Genomic DNA, 23,691 nt, shown 5'->3' with positions numbered 1-23,691 from the left:
TCAGAACCTCATATGCAGCGCGAAATGCGCCGGGTTGAGCAGGCTGGTGACATACTCGATCGGCCGGTCGTCGGCCGCACGCGTCAACCGGCGGCCGCGCAGGAACGGCGTGCCTTGCGGGCAGCCGAGGATGGTCGCATCCTCGGTATTGAGCATCTCGATCTCGACCCATTCCTCGCCATGGTCGGGAATGAGGCCGGCGGCGCGCAGCGTCTGGTGCAGCGAGCCCTCGCGCAATCCGCGCAATGGTACGTCCTCAAGCTCGGGTGACAATGGCAGCCGGCTGCGCTCGATGGAGATCGCATGGCCGTCGCTGGCGTTGGTGCGCACCCGGTCGACGGCGATGAAGAACGGGCTTTCGATACCAAGCAGCGCGGCCAGATCGGTGTCCTCGATGACCTCTAGCCGCAGCGTCCGCGTCTCCGCATTGGCGCCGGCATCGGCTAGCGCCCGCGACCAGCCGATGGCGTCATCGACCGGCTTGCCGTCGAAGGTGACGAACGAGCCGATGCCGACCTTGGTGGTGATCAGCCCGCGGCTGGACAGTTCCTCGAGGCCCTTGCGGACCGTATTGCGGCTGACTGAGAAGCGCTGGACGAGTTCGTTTTCGCTTTGAAGGCGGTCGCCGAAACCGAGAACGCCGGAGCGTATCTCATGTTCGAGGACGGTGGCGATCTGCTCGGGCTTGCCCGTGCCGGGAGACAGTTGAACTGCGCGCCGCTTCATATAGGTACCTGTTCAGTGAACCTGTATAATCCTGTTCAATATATAGACACGGACGCCGTGTCAACGGGATCCAAAAGCAAGCCAACGGGCGCGAATGTTGCGGAATGCCTACAAAACCGCCGACGACAGGCCGGCATACGGATTCCGAAAAGCCGACCACCGATCAACCGAAAAGACCGCAATCAATCAAGAAGATAGCGCCAGTTCTTGATTCAATTTGGCCGGATAGCTACGATATCGACACCTCACGGGGCTCGACGAGGATGTCCGCCTCGATCGCGGCGTTGATGAACGCCGCCCGTGCCGCCGAGGCTTCTTTCTTTCCCTCAAGCACGGCCAGGCAGACCTTGCGGGCAACCATATGCCTTTGCCCGGTCACAACCGGCCAGCGGTTCATCAGGATGTCGGCAGCCTGAGCGACCCTCTCCACATTGAAGATCGAGTTTCGCGATCGGCCGAGCGCAATCCTGACCGGCTCATCGAAACGCTGGTCTTGCACCACCCCACCTCCGAAATCGAACGTGCCGACCCAATTCCCTATATTGTGATAGGTTCCGCGCCAAAGGTGCAAGATGTCCGATTCCAGTGGCCAGAAAAATCCTAGGCTGATCGTCGTGGTCGCGTTCGATCGCGGCGAGGATGGGGAATTGTTTCCAGCCTTTGGACCCGCCGACCAGCAGAGCGAGGACCGCGCCATACGCACTGCCAGGGCTCTGGCCGCAAAACATGCCGGCGTCATCGCCTGGAGCCGCGAGGCCGACCCGACGCTGGGCGAATACGGCCCGCCGAACACGCTCTTCGTCAGCGGCGACGTACCTGATATGGAGTAGCCGCTGGACCGGCCTGAACTTAATGTCTGCGGCCTCGCCGAGAATCGAGAATATCGCCGCAGATTCAATTGATTCGGCGCTGTGCTAAGCAGGGCCGATAAAATAAAACCTCGTTTTAATATATTCCTCCGAAGGAACTGTTTTCTCTCGATCCCGTTTGTCTGCAGGTCGTTTATTCCAATGGCCTCGACAGAGAGGAATTCCCAAATGAACCTCAAGATGCTCACGATGGGCGCGATGGCGCTTGCGATGATGACTGGCTCGGCTTTGGCCGCCGGCAGCACCGGAACATCGGCACTCGATGATCCGGCGAAGATGTCTCCCTTCTTTACCGATGCCGGCATGAAGACCATGAAGTCCGACGCGGAGTTCAAGACCGCCTGGATGGCCATGAAGGAAGAAGACCGCGCAGGCATGATGAAGGAATGTGGCGACGGGGCCATTGCCAAGTCGCATGACAATTTCTGCAAGATGACCAAGCAGCTCGGCGGCGCGAACTGACGCAGCACGATTTGGGCGCATGCCCGAAAAGAACAACCGGATGAAGGCGGGCCAGGTGCCCGCCTTTTCCTGTTCAATGGCAAGCCAGCAAAGTGGCGGCCAACACATTACCGTGCTGGAGGATTCAATGGGCGACAACGGCCAGGCAAAGATATAGTGTCGGCGTTTGGAGTGGCAGAACGCCGCTCGTTTGGCTTTGTGCCCATGTTTCAACCCATTGCGAATATCGAAGACGCGCAGACGCTGGCGCAGGCGATCGTCAACACGATCACCGAGCCGTTCCTGGTCCTCGACGAGCAGTTTCGCGTGCTGGCTGCCAGCCGCTCCTTCTACAAGACATTCGAAGTCGACCCGCAGCAGACCCAGGGCTCGCTGCTCTACGCGCTCGGCGACGGTCAGTGGGATATTCCCGCCCTTCGCCTGCTGCTGGAGACCATCATTCCCGAGAAGACCGCCATGGACGGTTTCGAGGTCGAGCATGATTTCCCGCAGATTGGCCGCCGCACCATGCTGCTCAATGCCCGCAAGGTGCTTTACGACCACAGTACGGCCATCACCATTCTTCTCGCCTTCAATGACATAACGGCCCGTCGTGTCATCGAGCGGGAGAAGGAAGAGCTGCTCAGCCGCACCGAAGATCTGCTTCGGCAGAAGGACGTGCTGCTGCGCGAGATGGAGCATCGGGTCGCCAACAGCCTGCAGATCATTGCCTCGATCCTGTTGCTGAAGGCACGCTCGGTCACGTCGGAAGAGACGCGCCAGCATCTCAAGGACGCCCATCAGCGCGTTCTGTCCGTGGCCGAGGTGCAACGCCATCTCCACACTTCAGCCGGTGTCGACGAGATCGATGTCGGCTCTTACCTTCCGAAACTGTGCAGCAGCCTCGCCTCGTCGATGGTCGGCGAAACCCAGCCGATCACGGTCACCGTGACGGCCGAAGGCGGCAGGATGGATTCGCAAAGGGCCGTCAGCCTGGGACTGATCGTTACCGAACTCGTGCTCAACGCCATCAAATACGCCTTCCCCAAGGAGAGGGCCGGCGCTCGCATCCAGGTGAGCTACGAGACCGCGGGCAGCGACTGGAAACTCACGGTTTCGGACAATGGCGTCGGCAAGATCGCCAACGATGTACCGGCTACCGGTCTTGGAACAGCCATCGTGGAAGCATTGGTCAAACAGCTAGAGGCCAAGGTGGACGTCATCAGCGACACTGACGGCACCAGCGTGTCGGTCACAAGGGCGACGTTCACCTCACGGGTGCCGCGAGCGGCGTAAAACCGCTACCACGATGCCTGCCTTCCGGATATCGCCTCGATCCTGATCTGATAGAAGAGATGGCTGCCCGAAACTGTCGCGGCGTCGCCTGGCTTCAGGGCTCCCGGTTCCCACCAGTTCGCGTGCCTTGCCAGAAGCGACCAGGCAAATTTGCGATCACTGTCGACGGGAGCGGTCATTCTTTCGACGCCGGCGGTGCTGCCGTCCAGGTCCGGTCCTTTGGGCAACTCCTCGAAAAGGCCGTCCACGACGACGCTCCTCCAACCGTTGATACCCCCGACGTCATCCACCTGAAGACAGACGTGGGGATTGGCCTGCATCCACTCGACCTTCCTGCCGGGAAGCGAGAAGCTGAAAATGGTGTCACCACCGAAGGCAAAATGGATCGGCACCACATAGGGCCTGTGCTCGCGCACACAGGCCAGGCGGCCAAGCCTTTGCGCCTTCAGCAGCGCGACGCAGTCCAGCCGCGTCATCTCCTTGACGTTCATCGCAATCCTTCTTTCTGGTCAGGCTGAGCGGTCGATGCGGCGGATGACCTTGATGGCCTCTGCTTCCGCCACGCCAATAGCGCATCTATTCCCTGGATAGTCTCGATGCGGCCGCGCGCCGCCACCATCCGCCGCAGGACGTGAAGATCATCACGAATTTCGCAGGGTGCAGCGTCAGGGGCATTGGCAGCCTTCCGTAACTCAACGACATCGACGCAAGCCGGTTCCCTCGCCCATCAAGCAAAAGCCCGCCACGGTGAACCGGAGCGGGCCTTGGAGGAGGACAAGGGGTGGGACCCTCTCCTCTTGTTTCCACGGGGGTGTGGACCGCAATCATCTTACAAAAATTTCGAAACCAGCCGGATCACAAGCAGGCCCGCACACATCACAATCCGGTGCGCCACAGGCACTGACGCGGTCACGAGATTGCGATCGCTCCCGCGTCAATCGAGCAGCACGGCTAGATCCGCCCAAGCACAACAAGCACGATGAGGATGAGCAGAACGAGCCCAAGACCACCGCCGCCATAATAGCCGGTTCCGTAGAAAGGGCCGCCGCCGAGGCCGCTGAAGCCACCGAGCAGCGCAATGATGAGGATAATGATGAGAATGGTTCCTAAGCTCATGGCTTTTCCCGCTCCTGTGGGCGCCATCGCGCCGGTTTCAACATCGCGCTATTTCGATGTTGCTGGGATGTGAACGCTTTCAAAGCATTAGCGTTCCGCCCGGCGCAGCGATGCCGGACGCACGGGAACACTCGGGGTAACCACACGGAAAGCCCGCCGGCATGGCGGGCTTTCCGACCGGCCGCAGGCCCGGAGAGTGCGGTCAAGCCTCACGGCTGGTTCGGCACTTCCGATCCCGGCACTGCTGGTGTCAGCGGCGTGCGATGAGCAGGCAGAGCTGGCGCAGGTCGCGGTCATAGACCCCAGAACTGCCGAGCACATCGACGCAGCGCTTCTTCATCCGCGCCACCTGGCTGTTCGACATGTCGGCGACGACACCCGGCAGGTTCGGATGTCCCGGAGTACCGGGATTACCCGGATTCCCGGGATTGCCTGGATTGCTCGGGTTGGTTCCGCCGCCGATGCCGACACCAACGCCAACGCCGACGCCGCTCGAGCCACCGACATTGGCACCGGCGCCGGCGTTGACGCCGCCGCTACCCAGCCCGGTATTGCGGGTTGGCCGCCCTGTTGTCAGACGATCCCGTAGAACAATCTGTAATGGACGCGCTTCATATAGTCCCGGTATTCCGGCGTGGCGGCCAACAGCGCCTCTTCGCGCAGGATGCGATGCACCTGGAAGAAGGTGATCACAGCGTAGACGGCGAGATTGTAGAAGGAAAAGGCCGACAGCAGGAACAGGACATGGCCGGCAAGATAACCGGCATAGATCGGATGCCGCACCAGGCGGTAGGCGCCGCCGGTCATCACGCCGCGATTGCCGGGCAGAATGGCGAACGAACGCCCCAGCGATATCTTTCCCCAGATCACGAACCCCAACGCCAGGGCCTGCAGAGGCGCCGCGAAATAGACCGGAACGATGGCCACGCCCGGCTCCAGATCGATGAAGCCGACACCGAAGCTGGCGATCACCGAGACAACCACCGTGAGCGGATTCCAGTCGCGAACCTGCGGCCGCCGCGACAGAAGCAGCCAGGTAAAGGTCAGGATCTCGGAAATCGCCAACAGCGCCACGTTGAGGCGGGTCGGATCGAGCATAAGGTGGTATACACCGCGGTAGACGAACATCCCCGCGAAAGCCAGCGCGCAGATCCGAAAGAAGCCTTCCCGCAAATCGACCAGGATCTCGCGCTTTCGGGCTGCGGACAAAATCCTGTCGTCTTTGATGTGCGAAAGGGTTTCGCTTTTTGATATCAGCAAGGCAAGCACCCCAACAATCCCTCAGGGCGACCTTTGCATGCAACCATTGCCGGGCAGTTAATCAACAAGATCGGATCAGCATTAAGCGTCCGAAACGCATGCAAGCCGTGGGGGCACGGCGATGCAGATTGGCTCCGTTCCATTGCAATTTATGCTTGCATTCTGGAACAAATAAGGAACAATAAGCGATTACCGCTGAGGCGGACCAAGGTTTTTCGGGGGGAGGACCAGCGATATGGCGAGCTGGAAAGGTGCGGGGTTGCCCGTCGCCGTGATTGGATTGCGTGTGCCGATGAAGGTTTCGCCCGGCCGGCTGTTGGCTGGACTTGCTGTCATTCTCGCCCTCAACGCACCGGCGCTCGCCACAGAGAGGGACTACGCAACCTGCATAGGCAAGGACATCGAGCCGGACAAGCGCATCGCCGCCTGCACGCCGATCGCCGAGGACACCACGCAGCCGCCGCCCATTCGCGTCATGGCCTACTTCCATCGGGGCGTCGCCCGGGACGACAAGCAGGACTACGATCGGTCGATCGCGGACTACAGTGAGGCGATTGCGCTCGATCCCAAGCAGGCATCGGCATACTTCAACCGCGGAGCCGATTGGTACGACAAGGGAGACAACGACCGCGCTATCGCGGACTTCAACCTCGCCATCAGCCTGGAGCCATCGTCCAGCGATGCTTATTCCAACCGCGGCGCCGCCTTCCTGCGCAAAGGCCGTACCGATGCGGCCATTCTCGATTTTCAACAAGCTATCGAGGCCGATCCCAAGAACGCCGACGCCTATGCCAACCGGAGTGCTGCCTGGCTCGGCAAGAACGATTGGACTCGCGCGATTGCCGACGCCAGCACGGCGGTGGAACTCGATGCCGCTGGTATCGACGGCTATTACTACCGGGCCGTCGCCTGGGCGAGCAAGGGCTACAACGATCTCGCCATAGCCGATTTCGACAAGGCGATCGCCCTTGATGTGAAATATGCGAGGGCCTATTTCGGCCGCTCCCTGGTGCGGACACGCAACGGCGACGCGGTCGGCGCAGCCGCCGATTGCCGAAAGGCCATCGAGTTCGATCCGAAGAAGGCAGGTGGCTGCGACACAGGACCGGTGGGCGCGAAGGCGCCAGCTGTGCCACAGACACCCAAACCTGCCGCATCCCCTGTGTACGAACCGCTACAACTATACCCCAAAGAGGATCACTCCGAGCTTGTTGCCTGGAACCTCAAACGGGGGCTGGAACAGCAGGTGCAAGGCGACGTCAGAGGCGCGATAGACTCATTCAGCTTTGCGATCCAGCTAGATCCTTACAACGCCGAAGCCTTTCACGACCGGGCGCTTGCAGAGGCATCCCAGGGAAATTACGCCATAGCCGCCACCGACTGTCGGCGCGCCATCGAACTCGACCCGAAGCGCGCAGGCTCTTGCAGCGAACGCGCCCCGGGCGAAACAGCTCCGTTGGTTGCCACTGGGACAAGGGACCCGGCAGCTGCAAAAGTCCTGCTCGAGCGCGCCGAGGCGCGGCTTGCAAAATATGGCGTCGAAGGCGCACTTCTCGATTTCGACAAGGCGATCAGCTTCGATCCCCAGAGCGCCGAAGCCTATTTCAGCCGGGCCGGCGCCAGGACACTGAAGGGCGATATGGTCGGTGCGGCGGCGGATTGCCGTCGCGCCGCCGAGCTCGACCCAAAATGGGCGGGAAGCTGCCGTGAGGTTGCGGGCAACGACAGCAAGTCGGCACCGTTGCCAGACACACAACAGCCAAAGCCGCGAGCCACCGTTTCGAATTCGAATATGGCGGCCACGCAAGACACGCTGGCCGCGAAGGCCCTGGAGGCGACCGACCCGCACGCCCTGGAAGCGATCCTTGGCGGCGATGCCTTCCTGGACATGGGCAAGTACGATCAGGCGATCGGCGCCTACAACCAGGCGATCTCGCTCGATCCGAACAACCGGTTCGCCTATTTCGGCCGCGGCAAGGCCTGGGCTGCCAAACGCGCCTACGAGCAGGCGATCGCCGACTACGACAAGGTCACCGAACTCGCCCCTGATTTTGCCGCAGCTCATTTTCGCCGGGGCCTCGCAAAGGTCACGTCAGGCGATGCCGAGGGCGCCCTTGCCGATTGCAACCGAGCTGCAACACTCGATCCAAAGGCGCGCGACGCCTACTTCTGCAATGGCATGGCCTGGCACGCAAAGGGCGACCCAGGGAGTGCGATCGCCGCCTATTCGGTGGCGATCGGGATCGATCCGAAGGATGACGCGAGCTATTACGGGCGCGGCATGGCGCGGGCCGATAGCAAAGACTATGACGGCGCCATTGCCGACTTCGACGAAGCGATCAAGCTCGGCCCGGGCAACGCCGATTATGTCCTCAGCCGCAAGGCGGCGGTTGCAGCGAAAGGTGGAGGCGATACAACGGGCACCGCTCCCCGCGCCCAACCCTTGGCCACGCAGGACAACGGACACGAAGCCCAGTCCGACGGCAAGCTATCCGCGGCCAAGATGGCGGAGCTCATTCAGGCGACCGACCCGCGCGTTCTCGTCGCGGTGCAGAACGGCGACAGCCTGTCGGATGGCGGCAAGTACGACGAGGCAATCGGCGCGTATGGCAAGGCGATCGCGCTCGATCCCGACAGTCCCCTCGCCTTTTTTGGCCGCGGCAATGCCTGGTCCGCCAAGCGCGCCTATGACCGGGCGATTGCCGACTATGACCGGGTGATCAAGCTCCTCCCGAATATGGTCTCTGCCTATGTTCGCCGGGGCATGGCCAAGGCCACGACCGAGGATGCCGAAGGTGCTCTCGCCGATTGCGGCCAGGCCGCCGAACTCGATCCGAAGGTGCTGGATGCCTATTTCTGCATGGGCATGGCCTGGCACGTGAAGGGCGATACCCAGCGAGCCATCACAGCCTATTCGGCGGCGATCGAGATCGATGCCAAAGATGCCCCCAGCTATTACGGGCGCGGCATAGAACGGGCCGACAGCAAGGATTATAACGGCGCCATTGCCGACTTCGACCAGGCGATAAGGCTCTATCCGGGCAATCCGGACTACGCGGTCGCCCGCAAGGCGGCCGTGGCCGCGTTGAAGAAAGGCGGTGCCGCGCCTGATGCCGTCGGCTCGGACCCGAAGAACCTCAAGGCTTTCATCGACCGCGGCGACGCCTTTTACGACAAAGGCAAATTCGATCGCGCCATCGCCGAATACAGCAAGGCGATTGCGCTCGATCCAAGAAAGGCCTCGGCCTATGTCGGCCGCGGTACGTCGCTTGTCGAGAAGGGCATGTACGACGCAGCCATCACCGACTTCGACAAGGTGATCGAACTCTATCCCAGCTATTCAGACGCCTATCTCGGCCGCGCTGTCGCGTGGACAAACAAGAACGAACTGGATCGCGCCATCGCCGACTACAGCCGCGTGATCGAACTCAACCCGCAGTATGCGCCGGCCTATTTTGCGCGTGGCACCGTCTGGCTCACTAAGGGCGACTACGACCCGGCGATTGCCGACTTCGACCAGGCGCTGAAGCTCAACCCAAAGATGGCCCCCGCCCGCAAGGGCCGCAAGTTGGCGATGGTTGCAAGAGACGAAGCGAATGCATCGAAGATGCCAGGCAAGGCCGCTGGCCGGGCTGGCGAGCAAGCGACCAGGCCGAGTTGGACTTCACGCGCCGCGCAAACCTTCAACAAGGGTCGAGCGCTGTATGGAAAGGACGACTATGACGGCGCCATAGCCCTGTACGGCAAGGCGATTGCACTCTTTCCGGCGTTCCATGATGCCTATCTGGCCCGAGCAATGGCCTGGGAGGCCAGGAACGATTACGCTCATGCCGTCGCCGATTACACGCAGGCGATCGCGATCAATCCGAATATTGCCGAGACGTACTATGACCGCGGCCGGAACCTCAGCTTCCAGGATAACTACGAGGGGGCGTTTGCCGACTTCGAAAAGGCGATCAGTCTCAATCCCAAGGACGCAAATGTCTATGCCGATCGAGGCCTCTTGTGGATGGGAAGGCACGAGGATGTCGCTGCGCTGCGCGATTTCGAAAAGGCCCTCAGCCTCGACCACAAGAACCCATTTGGCTATTTCGGCCGAGGCGTGATCCGGACCAGCAGGGCGGACTATGACGGAGCTATTGCCGATCTTAGCCAGGCAATAAAACTCAATCCCAAGTTTGCCGCTGCTTACGACGCGCGAAGCAAGGCGTGGGAGGCCAAGGACAATCACAAGCGCGCCGAAGCCGACCGCAAGAAGGCGCTGAGCCTCGGCGCGAAATAGGCAGGTTCAAGGAGGTTGGCGATGACGCGTTGGAAGGCTTTGGGCGTGGCGGCGGTCGCCGCTTTGTCCTTTGTTGCGGTAAAGGTATTGCCCTGGGCGGCCGGCTTTGCCGGCGGTAAATATCTTTACCAGACGGTGGCGGGTTCGCCCGATCCACAAACGCTGACCACAGCTCAGGTAAGCGAACAGATTGAGAGCCAAGGAAGCCAGATATTCAGGGCAATCAAGCAGGAGTTCCCAGAAGACTACGACGCCGTCGTGGAAAAGATCACGGCCGTGGCCAGGCTTGGAAATGTCGACCAGGTGCGAAACACGAGCAGGATGGCGGTCGCCGATCTCAGGCAACGATACGCATCCCTGCTGTCCTCGGCTCCGGACAGCAAAGCCGCCGAAGCCCTGCGCGCGCAATTGGACATGCTCAACCATGTCATGGCGCGGGAAACCGCTGCCACCTGCAACAACTACCTTCGCGAAGGGCCGGGCGCGCTCAGCACGCCGGACCAGGATTTCCTGATCGACATGGACAAGGTCGGCGCCACCCTGTTCCACGCCTTCGGCGCAGCGAAGAATGGCGGTCTGCCAGCCGCTGCTGCCAGCGACGGAGACTGGTCGCTGCTGGCCGACGCTTTCATCAACGCTGGCGGCACTCCCGCCGAGATAACCGCCATTGCCAATGTCAGCCGGGAATTCGAAGGTCTCTGCCCAGCAGTCGCGAAACTATATACATCCGCTCTATCGCTGCAGGGTGAGCCCGGGCGGCACATCAAAACCACTTTGCTCTATGAGATCGCCCGGAATTAGCCGGGATCTGCGGATCCGTGTGTTCGATGAGGAACTGTCATGCCTAGCGAGCCCCGTTGGCTCGCCAGGCATTTCCTCCAGTTTCGAGAGGCAGATTGGTCCCCTAGCCCAGAGTTGAATTGCTGAAATACTCCGCAAAATCCGGACGTTGCGCCAAAACCTTGCCGTCGGCATCGCGCAAAATGCCGGAGGCGAAGAGATAGTCGCCGATCGCTTCCATCTTGGCCAGATCCATGGTGCCGATGGCGCCGTTTTCTCCGCGCAGATAGTGGCCGTCGATCAACGCCTTCAGCGACGCCTCGATCAATGCCGGATTGGTCAAGGCATCCTTGTTGGCGGCGATCAGCAGCGCGGCGGCTTCCTTTGGATGATCGACGGCAAACTGATAGCCGCGCCGCGTGGCCTGGACGAAGGCGGCCGCAGGTTTGGGGTTTGCCTGGAGATAGGCGTCGCTCGAAGAGATCAGTGTCGTGTGCTCATCGGGAACGCCGTAGTCGGCATAGACGAAGCTGCGCTGCTTGACGCCCTTGAGTTCGGCTTCGACACCCTCCCAGGTCGAGACTTCGAGCGTGAAATCGACCGAGCCATTGGCCAGCGCCTCATAGGCTGAGGTGCCGAGCGTCACCGTCTCGAAATTGCCCTTGCCGCCATCATGGCGGATGATGGTCGATATCAGCGCGTTTTCCCAGGCACTGCCGAAGCCGCCATAGATCAAACCGTCAAGATTCCTCGGGCCTTCGATCTCGCTGCGTGCCGCGTTGAAGACCACGCGACCGGTTTCAGATTGCACCACCGCATAGACGCCCTTCAGGTCCGCCCCGGCGGTCTTCTGGGTGAACAGGCTGATGGTGCCGTTGATGCCGAAATCGGCGACGCGGTTTGCGACCAGCGTGCCCGCACCGGTATCGCTGTAGGGCAGGATCTCGACCTCGAGCCCGGCCTCGCGATAAAAGCCCTTGTCGCGGGCGACGAACAGTCCGATGTGGTTGGTGTTGACCGTCCAGTCGAGGGCGACGGTGACCTTTTGTGCCGCCGATTGTGCTTGGGCTCGCCCCGATCGGGCAACGAGCGGAAGGCCGGTGGCAAGGGTCAGCAACAAGGCCTGCCGGCGCGTCAAGTCAGTCATGGTCGTGTCCTTTGGGTGGGTTGGGGTTGAGGATGATGTCGAGGATTTCGGCCTCGAGCGCACTTGCCTGCCGCGCGGCATCGCCGCCAAGGCTGCGCGGGCGCGGCAGCGGCACCTTGATTTCACGAACGATGCGGGCCGGGCGCGCCGACAGCACATAGATGCGGTCGGACAGGAACACGGCTTCGCGTACATCGTGAGTGATCAAGAGGGCCGTCCAGCGGTGGTGCCGCCACATCTGTTCGAGCCAGCGCTGCATGGCGGTGCGGGTCAGTGCGTCGAGCGCGCCGAACGGCTCGTCGAGCAGCAGCATGTCACGCTCCTGCACCACCGTGCGCAGCAGGGCCGCGCGCTGGCGCATGCCGCCGGACAGCTGCGCGGGAAAATGTCGCTCGAAGCCGGCAAGCCCGAACTCGGCAAACAGCGGCGCGACGCGCGCCCGCGCCGCCTTGCGCCGGATGCCTTGCACTTCCAGCCCGAGCGTCGCGTTGTTGAGGATGCGCCGCCAAGGCATCAGCGCATCACACTGCGGCATGAAAGCGAAATGCCTGCCGTGGTCATCGAGCGGCGCGCCGTCGAACAACATCTCGCCCTCGCCATGCTCGGCGCCGGTCAGAAGCTGGAACAGCGTCGACTTGCCGGCGCCCGAGGGCCCAAGGATTGAGACGAATTCACTTGCGCCGACACTTAGCGAGATATCGGCCAGCACGTCGAGCCCACCGAACGCCTTGCGCACATGCCGCAGCTCAAGCCGGCTCATCGCCACGGCCCCTTCCCTGCGCTTTCCTTGCCGGCGCGCTCCCAGGGCATGGCCAGGCGCTGCAGCAGCACAGTCAACCCGAACAGGACAAGTGTCAGCGCGGCGCTGACACCGACGGCTGCCAGCACCAGGTCGGGGCGGAAATTGTTCTTGGCGTTGAGCATGTAGATGCCCAGCCCTTTCGCGGCCCCGGCATATTCGGCGAAGATGGCGCCGACCACCGCATAGGTGATGGAGATCCTCAGGCCGGCGAAGAAATAAGGCAGCGCCGAAGGCAGCCGCGCCAGCACGAAGATGCGCCAGCGCCCTGCTCCCATGGCGCGCAGCATTTGCCCGATCTCGGCCTCGGTTGCCTCATAGCCCTCGACCAATGCCACCAGCATCGGAAAGAAGGTGACCAGCGCCACCAGCATGATCTTGGGCGCCAGTCCGAAGCCGAACCACAGCACCACCAGCGGCGCAATCGCCACCAGCGGCAAGGTCTGGCTGACGATGAAGACGGGAAACAGCGCACGCCGCAGCGGCAGGAAGAAGTCGACCAGCATCGACAGTGCAAAGGCGGCGCTGAGCGAACAGGCAAAGCCAAGCAGCGTGGCGCGGATGGTCGGAATGGCGTTGTCGACCAGTGCCTCGCGATTGAGCATCGCTTGCTCGAAGACGCGCGACGGCGCCGGCAGTATCGTTGGCTTGATGCCGGAATAGGTAGCACAAAGCTCCCACACCAGCAGGAGCAAACCGACCGAGATCATGGCCGGCACTGCCTTGACAAGAAGGCTCGCGATCGGGCGCGAAGCGACTGATGATGAGACCACGGGAGATAACCTTTGACGGCCGCGCGGGAGCGGCGGCAGCTTCAGACAGCCGACGGGCTGTTGGCCGAGACCGTGACGTCGAGGGTTACGTGGCCGGCGCCTGGTCCGAAGCGGCAGAAAGCCTCGTCCAGCGCCGAAAAGATCGCACCGGCATCACCGCGCAATTTCGTGCAGAAATGCTTGGAAAGCTCATAGACGCCGGACTGCTTGAGAAAGTCGATGCAGCCGTAGATCTCGTCCATGTGGTCGTCGGTGCCCATCACATAGAGCGAGAACTGCGCCGCCGCCGGCTGGCCGGTGGCAGCAGCATTGCGCACCGCTGTGATGGCCGCATCCTTGCGCGGACCGAGTGGCCCGACAGGCCCGCCGACTGCATCGGAGCGGCAGATCGGATCATCCGGCTCGCCCGGGCAGCCGCGCGAGATGGTGGCTGACAACACGCAGTGTTTGCCGCTGCGTGCTGCCGCCACGAAGAGATCGCGCATGGCTGGAAACAGCACTTCGGGCGGCCCGACCAGCAAGGTCGAGATGTCGTCGGTCTCGATCCTGAGCTTGTCGCGCCAGGGATCGAGCGCGCCGAGCGCGCCAAGGATGACGCCGACGAAATCGTCGGCCATGGGATATAGGGAAATCTGTGCGCCTGAAAACATCGCCCGCCTCGCTCCGCTGGTATTACCCAGATCAGCTTCTAGGGTCTGTGGGCTTGCCGCCCCCGTCTCAGCCCCGACCGTACGGAGCACCCCTGTGGATGCGCGGGTTAAAGCACCATTCGAGCTGAAGTGAAAGCCATTTTTTCAGCGCCCTGCGCCAAAAGCATTGCGCCAGGCCTGGGCCGGCTGTCCTCGAGGAAGCTGCTCGGCGCATGCTCCGCAGGGTCGACGGACAATCGGTCAACCGCCCGGCAGTGCTTGCCGGCCGGCATGCGCATGCCGCAGGAATTCGACGAAGGCGCGCACCGCCGGCGGTGTATGGCGCTGCTTCTGGTAGCAGAGGAACCAGCCCGGAAACATCGCGCACCACTCATCCAGCAACGAGACCAGTTTGCCGGCGTCGATCAGCGGACGCACCAGCTCTTCCGCCCAGAAGGCAATGCCGACGCCCTGCACCGCGGCCGCAATCGCCATGCCGCGGCTGGAGACAACCAGCGGACCGTTGACCGCGACCGAGAACCATTGGCCATCCCTGGCGAATTCCCATGTGTAGAGGCCGGCGCTGCCCGGCCGGCGCCAGTTGATGCAGCGGTGCTGGAGCAGATCCGCAGGTGCTGATGGCGATCCGTGACGGGCAATGTAGTCCGGCGAAGCCACCGCGAGTTGGCGCTGCGTACCGCCAAGCGGCGCGGCAACCATGTCGGCTTCGAGAAATTCACCAAGTCTGACGCTGACATCATAGCCGGCCCCGACACTATCGATGGCGGCATCGTCGATCGTCACATCGAGCACGATCTCCGGCCATGTCTCATAAAAACGACCGAGCACCGGCTCCAGATAGGTAGCCGCAGCGACACTGGGCATATGGACGCGCAAGATGCCGGCCGGCCTGTCACGCAAGGCGGCGGCATCGCCGACCGCCGCCTCCATCTCGGCCATGGCCGGCGCGAAGCGCGCGTGCAGGCGCGCGCCGGCTTCGGTCAGCGAGAGACTGCGGGTCGTGCGATTGAGCAGGCGCAGGCCAAGCCGCGCTTCGAGCTGGCGGATCGTCTGGCTGAGCGTCGATGCCGAAATCCGGAGATCTTCCGCGGCAAGAGCAAAACTGCCATGCGCGACGACAGTGGCAAAGGCCTTCAGCTCCGCATAGTCACTGCCTCGCATTATGCCAGATTCTCCAATGAGTATAATGGCATTCTATCGCATTTTCCGTATGGGGTCTGCTGCCTAGCTTGAGGACATGTCTCGAACATCGCCGATCATCGGCATCGAGCACATCTGAATCTCCCTCTGAGCAGGAGCAACGAACATGCGGGAACTCAACGGAAAAATCGCCCTGGTGACCGGCGCCTCCTCCGGTATCGGGATGGCAACCGCACTTGCGCTGGCGGCGCAAGGCGCGGTCGTTGCCATTGCGGCACGGCGCCGGCAGCGGCTTGACGATCAGGCCAAGCGCATCCGCGACGCCGGCGGCGAGGCGCTTGTGATCGAGGCCGACATCACCGACGAGGCGCAGGCAACCGCCATGGTCAGTCGCGTGCTGGAAAGCTATGGCCGACTGGACATGCTGTTCAATGTCGCCGGCGTCGGCGTCGCCGCCCCCTTCCAGAACACCACCACCAGCGAATACCGGGCGATGGTCGATATCAACATTCTGGGTTTGCTCTATGCGATCAACGCGGCGCTGCCGGTGATGAAACGGCAAGGTTCAGGCCATATCGTTATCGTCTCGTCGGGCACCGGCCGCTACATCCACCCTTCGGTCGTCTATTCCGGCACCAAGCATGCGGCCAGCGCCATGGCGGAATCGCTGCGCCGCGAAATCGGCAAGGATGGCATCCGCGTCACCGTGATCGAGCCGGGCGCGGTCAAAACCGAGTTCACCGCCAACATGCGCGATGACGTGCGGCTGGCGGTAGAGCAAAGACTGGGCGACATGGAGCAGCTGGAGAGCGAGGACATCGCCGCAGCCATGCTCTACGCCGTGTCGCAACCGCCAAGGATCAACGTCAACATCCTGACGCTCTACCCCACGCAGCAGGCATGAAACCTTGCGGGCAAGATAGTTATAAGGTTTTCGCAATTTTCTTATAACCACTTGAAATCGGGAGCAGAAGCGCGCAGTTATAAGAGAACTGCAAATTTCTTATAACGCAAAGGCCTTGGTCGGACGCCGCCATGAAATCGATCGATATCGCTTATCGCACTCTGTTCGCTGAACTCGTGCAACGAAGCCTGGACGCCTCGTTCCAAACCGACTTCTCGACGGCAGGCAATTTCGTACGGGTTCCGGTGAAAGGCCGTGACTACTGGTATTTCGAGGAGACCAGACCGAAGACGACAAGGCGATATGTCGGTCCGGCCGACGATCCCGAGATCGCAAAACGCGTTGCCGCCTTCAGGGAAATCAAGAGCGATCTGAAGGGCCGTCGCAAGCTCGTGTCGACGCTCGTTCGCGAGGCCGGGTTGATGGAGCCGGAGAAATTTACCGGCGATATCGTCGAAGCTCTTGGCAAGGCCGGGTTTTTCCGCTTGCGGGGCGTACTTGTCGGCACGGTCGCATTCCAGACCTACGCCGGATATCTGGGCGTAAGGCTGCCTGGGGTGGCACTACAGACAGGCGATGCCGACTTTGCCCAATTTCACTCGGTTTCCGTCGAAGTGAACGACAGTCTGCCACCGATCATGGATGTGCTGCGCGATATCGATCCGTCGTTTCGCGAAATTCCGCACCGAACGGATGCCAATCGCACGACCCAGTTCGAAAACGCTTCCCGGTACAAGGTCGAATTCCTGCCCCCAAACCGGGGTAGCGACGACTATGCCGACCACGCGAGCGCGATGCCGTCGCTGGGCGGCGCATCGGCACAACCCTTGCGATTCCTGGATTTTCTGATCCGCGAACCCGTAAGAACCGTGTTGTTGCATCGATCCGGTGTCCCAGTGCTGGTCCCCTCACCCGAGCGATATGCCGTCCACAAACTGATTGTCGCCCCTCTTCGCCAAGCGAACGCAAACGGCGCGGCAAAGCGGGAAAAAGATGTTCTTCAGGCAAGTTTGCTGATCGAGGCGATGGCAGCTACCCGCCGGCAAGATGATCTCGCCGTGGTGTTCGCCGAAGCATGGCATCGCGGCGCCAGCTGGCGCGATGCAATCCAACGAGGTCTTCGTTTGCTCGATTCCGATCGGCAAGACACGGTCGAGACAATCGTTCGAAGGGCACTTTCGGACATTGGTGAAAAGCTCGATGGCTTCACCGACGCGACAAGGCGCGCTGACTGAAGGTGTTTGGGATGCGATGATGCCGCTCGACGACCCCATCGAGCGGCAATGCATTGCAGGACCGGAAGCTGTGGACCCTACGAAACCGCCTTTTCGCGAACCGGCAGCTTCCAGCCTGGCCTGACGAAGTGGCAGGTGTAGCCGTTGGGGTATTTCTCCAGATAGTCCTGATGCTCAGGCTCGGCTTCCCAGAAGGGACCGGCCTGCGCGACTTCGGTGACGACCTTGCCCGGCCACAGGCCCGAGGCATCGACATCGGCGATGGTGTCTTCGGCGACGCGCTTCTGTTCGTCGCTGGTGTAGTAGATCGCCGAGCGATAGCTCATCCCGACATCGTTGCCCTGCCGGTTGCGGGTCGTCGGATCGTGGATCTGGAAAAAGCGCTCCAGCAGCGTGCGATAGCTTATGACGGCCGGATCGAAATTGATCTCGATGGCTTCGGCATGGCTGCCATGGTTGCGATAGGTGGCGTTGGCCACGTCGCCGCCGCTGTAGCCGACACGGGTGGAGATAACGCCGGGGTAGCGCCGTATCAAATCCTGCATACCCCAGAAGCAGCCGCCGGCAAGGACTGCGCGTTCGGTGGAAGTCGCCATATCACGTCTCCTCAAAAGCAATTCCAGGAAAAGTCTAGCGGTTTTCCCGGGAAAAGCGCGTAGCGCTTTCCCTTGGGAATTGCGCAAAAGCAAGTTGGATCTCCCCATAAATGGGCATTGTCGCCTGCTTCGTCCAGCGGGGCCGACGGACCTGCTTCAATTGCCCGGTCGGGTGAGGCTGTCGATCACACCCGGCAACTGCGGCGCGCCGGGCGGAACGGCGGCAAAGCTGATCGCCACCGGCGGTGCCTTGAGCGACCAGTCGAAAAGAACTGTTTTGACCGGGATGTTGCCCAGCCACGCCTGCAGATAGGGTGGTACGTCGTGCCCAGGCCAGACCAGAAGTATGCCGTGGTCGCGCAGCCGCTGGCTGGTGATCCAGGGGGCGTATTGCATGTTCAGTTCGGTGAAGATCGACGGTTTGTCGTAGGCATTGAGGCCCGCCAGCGGCGCAAAAAGGGGATGGCCGCCGACGATGTCGAGCCGACCGGGCGCGGCCGCATGCCAGACGGCCTCGGCCTCGTCCGAGATCTTCTGCGCCGGCCAGCAGACAGCGTCCGTGCGTCCACGCAAATTGCATTTCGTCCAGCGGATGCCGGCATAAGCACCGGAGATGCCGATAATGCAGATGAACGCGCAGATCGCCAGCTTTCGCATCTCGACGGCGCCGAGACGGTGGCCCAGGAGGGCGAGCGCCACAACGCCGGCAAGATTGTACATCGGCGCGCCCCAGGCCTCGCCTGCACCTGCGAACAGGGACGCCACCATGACGAGGACCGCCGGGCCAAGCCCCATCCACAAGAGATAGACGAGGGTACTGCGCGCGACGGGCTCTTCCGGCGGGGGCGAGCGCCGCAACAGCCCCGATATCGCCAGCACCAGAACGAAGCCGCAGAGTCCGGCAATCTGGACGCTGATATAATAAAAGCGGGAGCGATGGGCCAGCACCCACTGATCGCGCCAGGCGGCATAGGTCAGCGGCAGGAAATCCATGCGGTAGAGCTCGACGGCCAGCGGCGCGGCGACGGCAAGGAAAACCGCAAGCCCGAGCCATGGCCAAGGTGTGGCGAGCCGACTGCGTGCCCTTGCATCGGACAACAGCCAGACCGCGCCGAAGAGCAACAGCAGCCCGGTGGAAAACTTGGCATAGAGGCCGACGCCGGACACCAGGCCGAGCACCAGCCACCAGCCCGGCCCGCCGCCACGGCTTGCACGCCACAGCAGCCAGCAGATAGCGGCCCAGAATGGCATTTGCGTGTAGTCATGATTGAACTGCGGGGTCGGCCAGCCGAAGAAATAGAGCGACGGCATCAAAAGCACGGCGGCCAGCGCGCGGGTTTTTCCGAGCATGTCGCGGGCCAGCAGATAGACGAAGACGAAGGTCGCCGAGATGACAAGCTGGGCCACGAAATATTGCGGCCAGTGGAACGATCCGGTCAGAAGATGGCTGGTCTCGAGCAGCCATGCGGGAAGCTGTGGATGTTTGTAGGTCAACAGCACCCATTCGCGTCCCCACATGAAGCCTTCGACGACATCATTGGGCGGTGAGACGTTGACAAGCGCCGGCGCCAAAGTCCAGCACAGGATCTGTGTCAGGCACAAAATCGCGAGCAAATACCAGGGATGACGGATCAGACTGGACCAAATCGATGGGGAATCGACGGCGGCGGCAGGCAATCCCACCGGCACCCAGTGATCCATGGATCCATCTATTCCCGCCATGCCGCGCTTAAATCACATAGTCCGGTTTGACGAACAGCCCAAACATCGAAGCTTACGAAAAAGTATAGCTGTGTGCCATTGCAGCACCAAGATCGGGCAGGAGTATCGACGCTCCTCCCCCCAGGCAGGACAGCGCTGCACGCCTGACCCTGTCTGAAAAAATCCGGGTCCCAATGCGCCACCACCATGCCGTCATCCACTACCGTGCGCTCGACTTCTGGATGGCGCGCGCGGCCGTTCTGGTCATCATCTGCCTGCAGCTCCTGGTCATCAACAACCTCTCATTCGGGCCGCGCTGGCTGGCGCCGGCGCTGGAGGCCGCCCTGCTGCTGCCCTTGTCGGTGGCCACGGCCTGGACACAGGCCGCCACCCGAAAGGCGGTCGAGGATCACGAGTGGCACGCGATCGGCCAGTTTCGCATCATGATCCGCAGAACCGCCTTGGCGATGACCGCCATCATCAGCGTCATGAATTGCGGTTCGCTGGTCTTGCTGGTGCGTGCCTTGCTGGAGGGCCACGCCGGCAACAGCGGCACGACGCTGTTGATCGACGCGCTCAACATCTGGGTCACCAACGTCATCGTCTTTGCCTTGTGGTTCTGGAACACCGACCGCGGCGGGCCGCCGACCTGCGGCCTCGTCAAGCTTGCGCAGGCCGATTTCCTGTTTGCGCAGATGACGCTGAACGACCGTGAGCTTCGCGATTGGCTTCCCGGCTTCGTCGACTATTTCTTCCTCGCTTTCACCAATGCGACAGCCTTCTCGCCCACCGATACCTTGCCACTTTCCCAACGCGCCAAGCTGCTGATGATGGCCGAGGCCATGATCTCGCTGCTGACCATCGCGCTGGTCGCGGCACGCGCGGTCAACATCCTGGCTTGAGGCTTGCCGCCGGTCCCGAAACGCAAAATAGCCCGCCCCGGCGAACCGGAGCGGGCTATGACGAAAGTGTCTCGGGAATCTGTCAAGCAGTCGCCAGCAAACAACACCAACCGGGGCCAGCAGCTACTCCTCCGGCACCGACTTGAATCGCCTCACGACAAACTCGAACAGGACGTCCGAAATCCACATGGCGCAGACGCCGATCAGGAAGGCGGCGGCCAGCGTGGTGGTGTCGTCGGCGGGGTCCGGCATCGGCAGGCCGGTGATCCTGGCGTAGGACACCGCCGGCAGCGTCAGGTAGGCCGCTGCCAACGCTCCACAGATCGGCGAGGCCACCATTTCGCGCAGCTTGTAGCGATGCCGCGACAGCGCCCGCAGAACACCGCCGGCGAGGCCCGCCGCCACGACCGGTCCCTTGATGCCGAGCAGGTCGAAAAGATCGTGCATCACGGCCTCCATCCACAAAGCTTCTGGCCCTTTTCGTTGTGAGCCAGGATCGCCGCCACCGACGCCCCGGAAAGGGTCGCCACCTCTGTCTGTGTCGGTCGGATGGGATGCCCGGCCGCGCAGAACGAGCCGCCTGATGTCGTGCAGCCGGCCAGCGTGAACGACAGCGCTACGATTTTGACCATCTGCCCAGCCTCCCCCGGTTGTCGTCCGGCGTCCGGCCGGCGACGGCGTCATCGATCTTCTGGGCTTCGGTGCGCGCCACGGCGTCGGCGGCATCCTGCCTGGCCTTCTGGCTGGCCTTGCCCCTGGCATAGGCCGTCCAGAGACCGGCAAGCGCGGCACCCATTGCAGCGAGATACGGCCAGAACTGGCCAAGCAGTGCGAGTGTTCCCATCTCATGTCTCCTTGGCCGGCGGTGCGACCATGCCGCGCGGGCCGTCACGCACCGCGTTGATGATGATCTTGGCAAGGGCAATGGCGCCGCTGATCTGAAGCGCGGTGCGGTCGCTGACGCCGAACATCGTCCAGTCGAAGCCGGCCAGGGCACCACCGCAGATGATCGCGATCAGCGTGTTGAGAAGATTGTGCAGCGCGTTGGTGTTGAAGCATGTCATCAGAAGAGGCCCCCGAAAAACCCGGTGACGTGATGCCAGAAGGCCGCGAGCGCTCCGGCAATGAGGACGAGAATGCCGGCCGCGGCCGCCGTCTTGCCGCTGGATGGCGGTGCCGGCGGCACGGGCTGGACCGCCGGCGCCCCACCAGCGGGCGTTTCGACCCTGGGCGCCGACGCGGCCACCGGTGCCACCGGTCGTTGCGCCGACATCAGCAAGGCCTGAACCCGCACCGACCTGACGCGATCGGACCAGCCGCGTCCGAAGGTTTTCCATGTCGGCAGCCGTTGGAGAAACGCCAGCCGCGCATCGCAGAGCGCATCGATGATGACACCGGCCGGCCTTGCCTTGACCGCGGCAAGGGTCGCCGGCCCGATCCGGCCGTCCTGGGCAACACCGACGGCCGCCTGCAAATATTTCGCCGCCCGGCCAGGCCCGCTGTTCACCGCGAAATCGAACACGGCATGGTCGACACCGTCGGGCAGCTCGGCGCCGAGCACTGCGTCCCAGTAGAAACGCCGGTAGACGGCGGCGACCTGCGCGTCGCTGATGCTGCGCAGGTCCGCCATTGTCGCGTCGGCCTTCACGTAGCGACGGAAATTGGCGAGCGTCACCCCCTTCATGGTCGCGCCGCCGGGATCAGCCGGATTGTCCGACCACCCGCCTTCCGATTTGAGAACAAGCGCAAGCGCCCGCGCGAAGTTGCGGTCCATGGTGATGGTTCCTTTGAAGATTGTTCGGGAGGGCCGATGGGGAATTGCACGGTCGAGGAGACGCGAAGACCGCGCGCGGCACGTCAGTCGATGCGCAGAGCGATGCTCAAGCGGTGATCAGGCTAGGCAGAAGACTGCGCGAGAACCGAGCAAGCCGTGGGTGAGTTAAGCGCCTTGCCAGCGGCTGGACGAGCGAGTTTCAGTACGGGGATCGGTGTGCCGAAAAAAACGGCGCGGCGCGATTATACGTGCATACAGCGTCACTAGCACCACCGGGAGCAAAAGCATGGGCATCATGGCGACCCGGTTGTAGTAAGGTAGTCCGCTCGCCAACATGTATATAACGGTCATGAGGATACAATATTTTCCCAAGCGCTCATCCGACTTCTTTGCCGCCCTCTTGATCAACAAGACACTTGCGACGCACTGGACTAGCGAATAGGCAAAAAACAAAACCTTAAATCCTACCCGATAATTCACAAACATGTCGGAAGAGTACTGAGTGTACAGACCGGCCTGCGCCAAAATCGGGGCAATTATGATATTAGAGATACTAGAGATGGAGTTTGTAATGTAACCAGCGAAAATCAAGGCAACTACACCAACGATCAATTTTCCTGATCGAGGAACAAAATCTGCCAATACATAGATTGCAACGAATAGAATAGCGCTATAGTGGCTACCAATCGCAAAGATAGCAAAGAAGATTGCTCGGTATCTCTTACCGCCATTGATCGCCAAAAAGAATGCGATAATGAAGATAAGCGAAAATCCTTGACGCAACGTGTTTTGGCCCAGTTGCTCGAACCATGGCAGCATGATTAGGCCGACAGTCGATATCGCACCAAGCATTACGCTATCGCTTTGTCTGATCGAGTAAAGATAGTACACTGAAACCATGACCATGCTGTTGGCTAGCATGCTGTCAGAGATCGAAAACCCCAGGTTGGCGTATATCCAATGCATGGCGATGAACACGGGCTCGTGCGCCACAGCCGTCATATAGACTAGGAACGTTGCCCTGTTCGCATAGGCGAAATCTCTCGAGTAGGCGACGATATCACCTTCCAAAGCATACGAGGCATAATTCGCATAGTCGGTTCGAGAAGCCGCGAAGAAGAGCACCGGGGCTAGAAAGAGCAACGTGGGGAACCAGAGTTGGCGAATGGGACGCATTCGAACGCCTCTTTGATTCTTGGCGACAAGTGCAATAGCACCTTCATTATTGTCAGACGAAACGCAAAATGCTGAAGCTCTCCAAATAAAGTTGCCGGCCAGCGCCACGTGGGCTCGCTAGACA

Annotated in this window: 27 protein-coding genes, 1 pseudogene and 1 riboswitch; of the genes and pseudogenes, 9 read left to right on the top strand and 19 right to left on the bottom strand. The window is 61.6% G+C overall.

Features of this window, described 5'->3' with window-relative positions:
• Complete coding sequence (locus FCU66_RS11790) at nucleotides 1-726, bottom strand: GntR family transcriptional regulator (RefSeq protein ID WP_136621436.1); 726 nt, start codon at nucleotides 724-726, stop codon at nucleotides 1-3.
• A 229-nt stretch (nucleotides 727-955) separates the two neighbouring features.
• Nucleotides 956-1,225 carry a DUF982 domain-containing protein gene (locus FCU66_RS11785; protein WP_136621437.1) on the bottom strand — a complete coding sequence of 90 codons (270 nt, stop codon included), beginning with the start codon at nucleotides 1,223-1,225 and terminating at the stop codon, nucleotides 956-958.
• A gap of 73 nt (nucleotides 1,226-1,298) precedes the next feature.
• On the opposite strand from FCU66_RS11785, the gene FCU66_RS11780 reads away from it, so the two are divergent.
• The 4 genes from FCU66_RS11780 to FCU66_RS11770 all read left to right on the top strand — a co-directional run bounded on the left by FCU66_RS11780 (nucleotide 1,299) and on the right by FCU66_RS11770 (nucleotide 3,332).
• The gene (locus FCU66_RS11780; protein WP_023814060.1) at nucleotides 1,299-1,556 is read left to right on the top strand and encodes a hypothetical protein; all 258 of its coding nucleotides are present in this window, start codon (nucleotides 1,299-1,301) and stop codon (nucleotides 1,554-1,556) included.
• Between the two features lie 207 nt (nucleotides 1,557-1,763).
• A complete protein-coding gene (locus tag FCU66_RS11775) occupies nucleotides 1,764-2,057 on the top strand; it encodes a hypothetical protein (protein WP_136621438.1) in 294 nt (97 codons plus the stop codon).
• Between the two features lie 19 nt (nucleotides 2,058-2,076).
• Nucleotides 2,077-2,214, top strand: coding sequence for a hypothetical protein (locus tag FCU66_RS41090; protein ID WP_168992125.1), 138 nt, complete (start codon nucleotides 2,077-2,079; stop codon nucleotides 2,212-2,214).
• Nucleotides 2,215-2,261: 47 nt separating this feature from the next.
• Nucleotides 2,262-3,332 carry a sensor histidine kinase gene (locus tag FCU66_RS11770; protein WP_136621439.1) on the top strand — a complete coding sequence of 357 codons (1,071 nt, stop codon included), beginning with the start codon at nucleotides 2,262-2,264 and terminating at the stop codon, nucleotides 3,330-3,332.
• A 5-nt stretch (nucleotides 3,333-3,337) separates the two neighbouring features.
• Here the strand turns inward: FCU66_RS11770 and FCU66_RS11765 are convergent, their stop codons facing one another.
• The 4 genes and pseudogenes from FCU66_RS11765 to FCU66_RS11750 all read right to left on the bottom strand — a co-directional run bounded on the left by FCU66_RS11765 (nucleotide 3,338) and on the right by FCU66_RS11750 (nucleotide 5,657).
• Nucleotides 3,338-3,823 carry a pyridoxamine 5'-phosphate oxidase family protein gene (locus tag FCU66_RS11765; protein WP_136621440.1) on the bottom strand — a complete coding sequence of 162 codons (486 nt, stop codon included), beginning with the start codon at nucleotides 3,821-3,823 and terminating at the stop codon, nucleotides 3,338-3,340.
• A 460-nt stretch (nucleotides 3,824-4,283) separates the two neighbouring features.
• Nucleotides 4,284-4,448, bottom strand: coding sequence for a DUF3309 family protein (locus FCU66_RS11760; protein ID WP_082525567.1), 165 nt, complete (start codon nucleotides 4,446-4,448; stop codon nucleotides 4,284-4,286).
• Between the two features lie 250 nt (nucleotides 4,449-4,698).
• Nucleotides 4,699-4,989, bottom strand: a pseudogene (locus FCU66_RS42785) (hypothetical protein); the annotation flags it as partial.
• A 32-nt stretch (nucleotides 4,990-5,021) separates the two neighbouring features.
• A complete protein-coding gene (locus tag FCU66_RS11750) occupies nucleotides 5,022-5,657 on the bottom strand; it encodes a methyltransferase family protein (RefSeq protein ID WP_425462851.1) in 636 nt (211 codons plus the stop codon).
• 286 nt (nucleotides 5,658-5,943) lie between these two features.
• Between FCU66_RS11750 and FCU66_RS11745 the strand changes: the two genes are divergently transcribed.
• Entirely contained in the window at nucleotides 5,944-9,990 is a 4,047-nt protein-coding gene (locus FCU66_RS11745; protein WP_246093865.1) for a tetratricopeptide repeat protein, read from the top strand.
• Between the two features lie 21 nt (nucleotides 9,991-10,011).
• Complete coding sequence (locus FCU66_RS11740; RefSeq protein ID WP_136621442.1) at nucleotides 10,012-10,791, top strand: hypothetical protein; 780 nt, start codon at nucleotides 10,012-10,014, stop codon at nucleotides 10,789-10,791.
• 103 nt (nucleotides 10,792-10,894) lie between these two features.
• On the opposite strand, the gene FCU66_RS11735 is transcribed toward FCU66_RS11740, so the two are convergent.
• The 5 genes from FCU66_RS11735 to FCU66_RS11715 form a co-directional block, all read right to left on the bottom strand.
• Nucleotides 10,895-11,917: an ABC transporter substrate-binding protein gene (locus tag FCU66_RS11735; RefSeq protein ID WP_136621443.1), complete on the bottom strand. Its 1,023-nt coding sequence runs from the start codon at nucleotides 11,915-11,917 to the stop codon at nucleotides 10,895-10,897.
• Nucleotides 11,910-12,677 carry an ABC transporter ATP-binding protein gene (locus tag FCU66_RS11730; RefSeq protein WP_136621444.1) on the bottom strand — a complete coding sequence of 256 codons (768 nt, stop codon included), beginning with the start codon at nucleotides 12,675-12,677 and terminating at the stop codon, nucleotides 11,910-11,912. The genes FCU66_RS11735 and FCU66_RS11730 overlap by 8 nt, the downstream gene beginning before the upstream one ends.
• On the bottom strand, nucleotides 12,674-13,426 hold the full coding sequence (locus FCU66_RS11725; protein WP_136621502.1) for an ABC transporter permease: 753 nt from the start codon (nucleotides 13,424-13,426) through the stop codon (nucleotides 12,674-12,676). Before FCU66_RS11725 ends, FCU66_RS11730 begins: the two co-directional genes overlap by 4 nt.
• A gap of 104 nt (nucleotides 13,427-13,530) precedes the next feature.
• Nucleotides 13,531-14,139, bottom strand: coding sequence for a YkoF family thiamine/hydroxymethylpyrimidine-binding protein (locus FCU66_RS11720; RefSeq protein ID WP_136621445.1), 609 nt, complete (start codon nucleotides 14,137-14,139; stop codon nucleotides 13,531-13,533).
• Nucleotides 14,130-14,243: riboswitch (TPP riboswitch) on the bottom strand. It overlaps the preceding gene by 10 nt.
• A 136-nt stretch (nucleotides 14,244-14,379) precedes the next feature.
• On the bottom strand, nucleotides 14,380-15,300 hold the full coding sequence (locus tag FCU66_RS11715) for a LysR family transcriptional regulator (RefSeq protein ID WP_136621446.1): 921 nt from the start codon (nucleotides 15,298-15,300) through the stop codon (nucleotides 14,380-14,382).
• A 145-nt stretch (nucleotides 15,301-15,445) separates the two neighbouring features.
• Between FCU66_RS11715 and FCU66_RS11710 the strand changes: the two genes are divergently transcribed.
• Nucleotides 15,446-16,183 carry an SDR family oxidoreductase gene (locus tag FCU66_RS11710; RefSeq protein WP_136621447.1) on the top strand — a complete coding sequence of 246 codons (738 nt, stop codon included), beginning with the start codon at nucleotides 15,446-15,448 and terminating at the stop codon, nucleotides 16,181-16,183.
• A gap of 131 nt (nucleotides 16,184-16,314) precedes the next feature.
• On the top strand, nucleotides 16,315-17,418 hold the full coding sequence (locus FCU66_RS11705) for a nucleotidyltransferase family protein (RefSeq protein WP_136621448.1): 1,104 nt from the start codon (nucleotides 16,315-16,317) through the stop codon (nucleotides 17,416-17,418).
• A 77-nt stretch (nucleotides 17,419-17,495) separates the two neighbouring features.
• On the opposite strand, the gene msrA is transcribed toward FCU66_RS11705, so the two are convergent.
• Together msrA and FCU66_RS11695 are read right to left on the bottom strand one after the other, a co-directional pair.
• A complete protein-coding gene (gene msrA / locus FCU66_RS11700; protein WP_136621449.1) occupies nucleotides 17,496-18,014 on the bottom strand; it encodes a peptide-methionine (S)-S-oxide reductase MsrA in 519 nt (172 codons plus the stop codon).
• A 156-nt stretch (nucleotides 18,015-18,170) separates the two neighbouring features.
• On the bottom strand, nucleotides 18,171-19,715 hold the full coding sequence (locus FCU66_RS11695) for a glycosyltransferase family 39 protein (protein WP_136621450.1): 1,545 nt from the start codon (nucleotides 19,713-19,715) through the stop codon (nucleotides 18,171-18,173).
• A 194-nt stretch (nucleotides 19,716-19,909) separates the two neighbouring features.
• Here FCU66_RS11695 and FCU66_RS11690 point away from each other — a divergent pair, with 194 nt between their 5' ends.
• Nucleotides 19,910-20,617, top strand: coding sequence for a hypothetical protein (locus FCU66_RS11690; RefSeq protein WP_136621451.1), 708 nt, complete (start codon nucleotides 19,910-19,912; stop codon nucleotides 20,615-20,617).
• Between the two features lie 123 nt (nucleotides 20,618-20,740).
• Here the strand turns inward: FCU66_RS11690 and FCU66_RS11685 are convergent, their stop codons facing one another.
• The 6 genes from FCU66_RS11685 to FCU66_RS11660 form a co-directional block, all read right to left on the bottom strand.
• The gene (locus FCU66_RS11685; protein ID WP_136621452.1) at nucleotides 20,741-21,064 is read right to left on the bottom strand and encodes a hypothetical protein; all 324 of its coding nucleotides are present in this window, start codon (nucleotides 21,062-21,064) and stop codon (nucleotides 20,741-20,743) included.
• The gene (locus tag FCU66_RS11680) at nucleotides 21,064-21,249 is read right to left on the bottom strand and encodes a hypothetical protein (RefSeq protein ID WP_136621453.1); all 186 of its coding nucleotides are present in this window, start codon (nucleotides 21,247-21,249) and stop codon (nucleotides 21,064-21,066) included. The genes FCU66_RS11685 and FCU66_RS11680 overlap by 1 nt, the downstream gene beginning before the upstream one ends.
• Nucleotides 21,234-21,461, bottom strand: a complete 228-nt coding sequence (locus tag FCU66_RS11675; protein WP_136621454.1) for a hypothetical protein — start codon at nucleotides 21,459-21,461, stop codon at nucleotides 21,234-21,236. The genes FCU66_RS11680 and FCU66_RS11675 overlap by 16 nt, the downstream gene beginning before the upstream one ends.
• 1 nt (nucleotide 21,462) lies before the next feature.
• The gene (locus FCU66_RS11670; RefSeq protein ID WP_136621455.1) at nucleotides 21,463-21,681 is read right to left on the bottom strand and encodes a hypothetical protein; all 219 of its coding nucleotides are present in this window, start codon (nucleotides 21,679-21,681) and stop codon (nucleotides 21,463-21,465) included.
• Entirely contained in the window at nucleotides 21,681-22,391 is a 711-nt protein-coding gene (locus FCU66_RS11665) for a glycoside hydrolase family 108 protein (protein ID WP_136621456.1), read from the bottom strand. Before FCU66_RS11665 ends, FCU66_RS11670 begins: the two co-directional genes overlap by 1 nt.
• A 165-nt stretch (nucleotides 22,392-22,556) precedes the next feature.
• Entirely contained in the window at nucleotides 22,557-23,675 is a 1,119-nt protein-coding gene (locus FCU66_RS11660; protein ID WP_136621457.1) for an EpsG family protein, read from the bottom strand.
• Nucleotides 23,676-23,691 lie beyond the last annotated feature (16 nt).

It is taken from the genome of Mesorhizobium norvegicum (assembly GCF_004919685.1).
Classification (GTDB): Bacteria; Pseudomonadota; Alphaproteobacteria; order Rhizobiales; family Rhizobiaceae; genus Mesorhizobium; species Mesorhizobium norvegicum.
The sequence above is the reverse complement of the archived record's forward strand: the minus strand, read 5'-3'. Positions and strand labels throughout refer to the sequence as shown.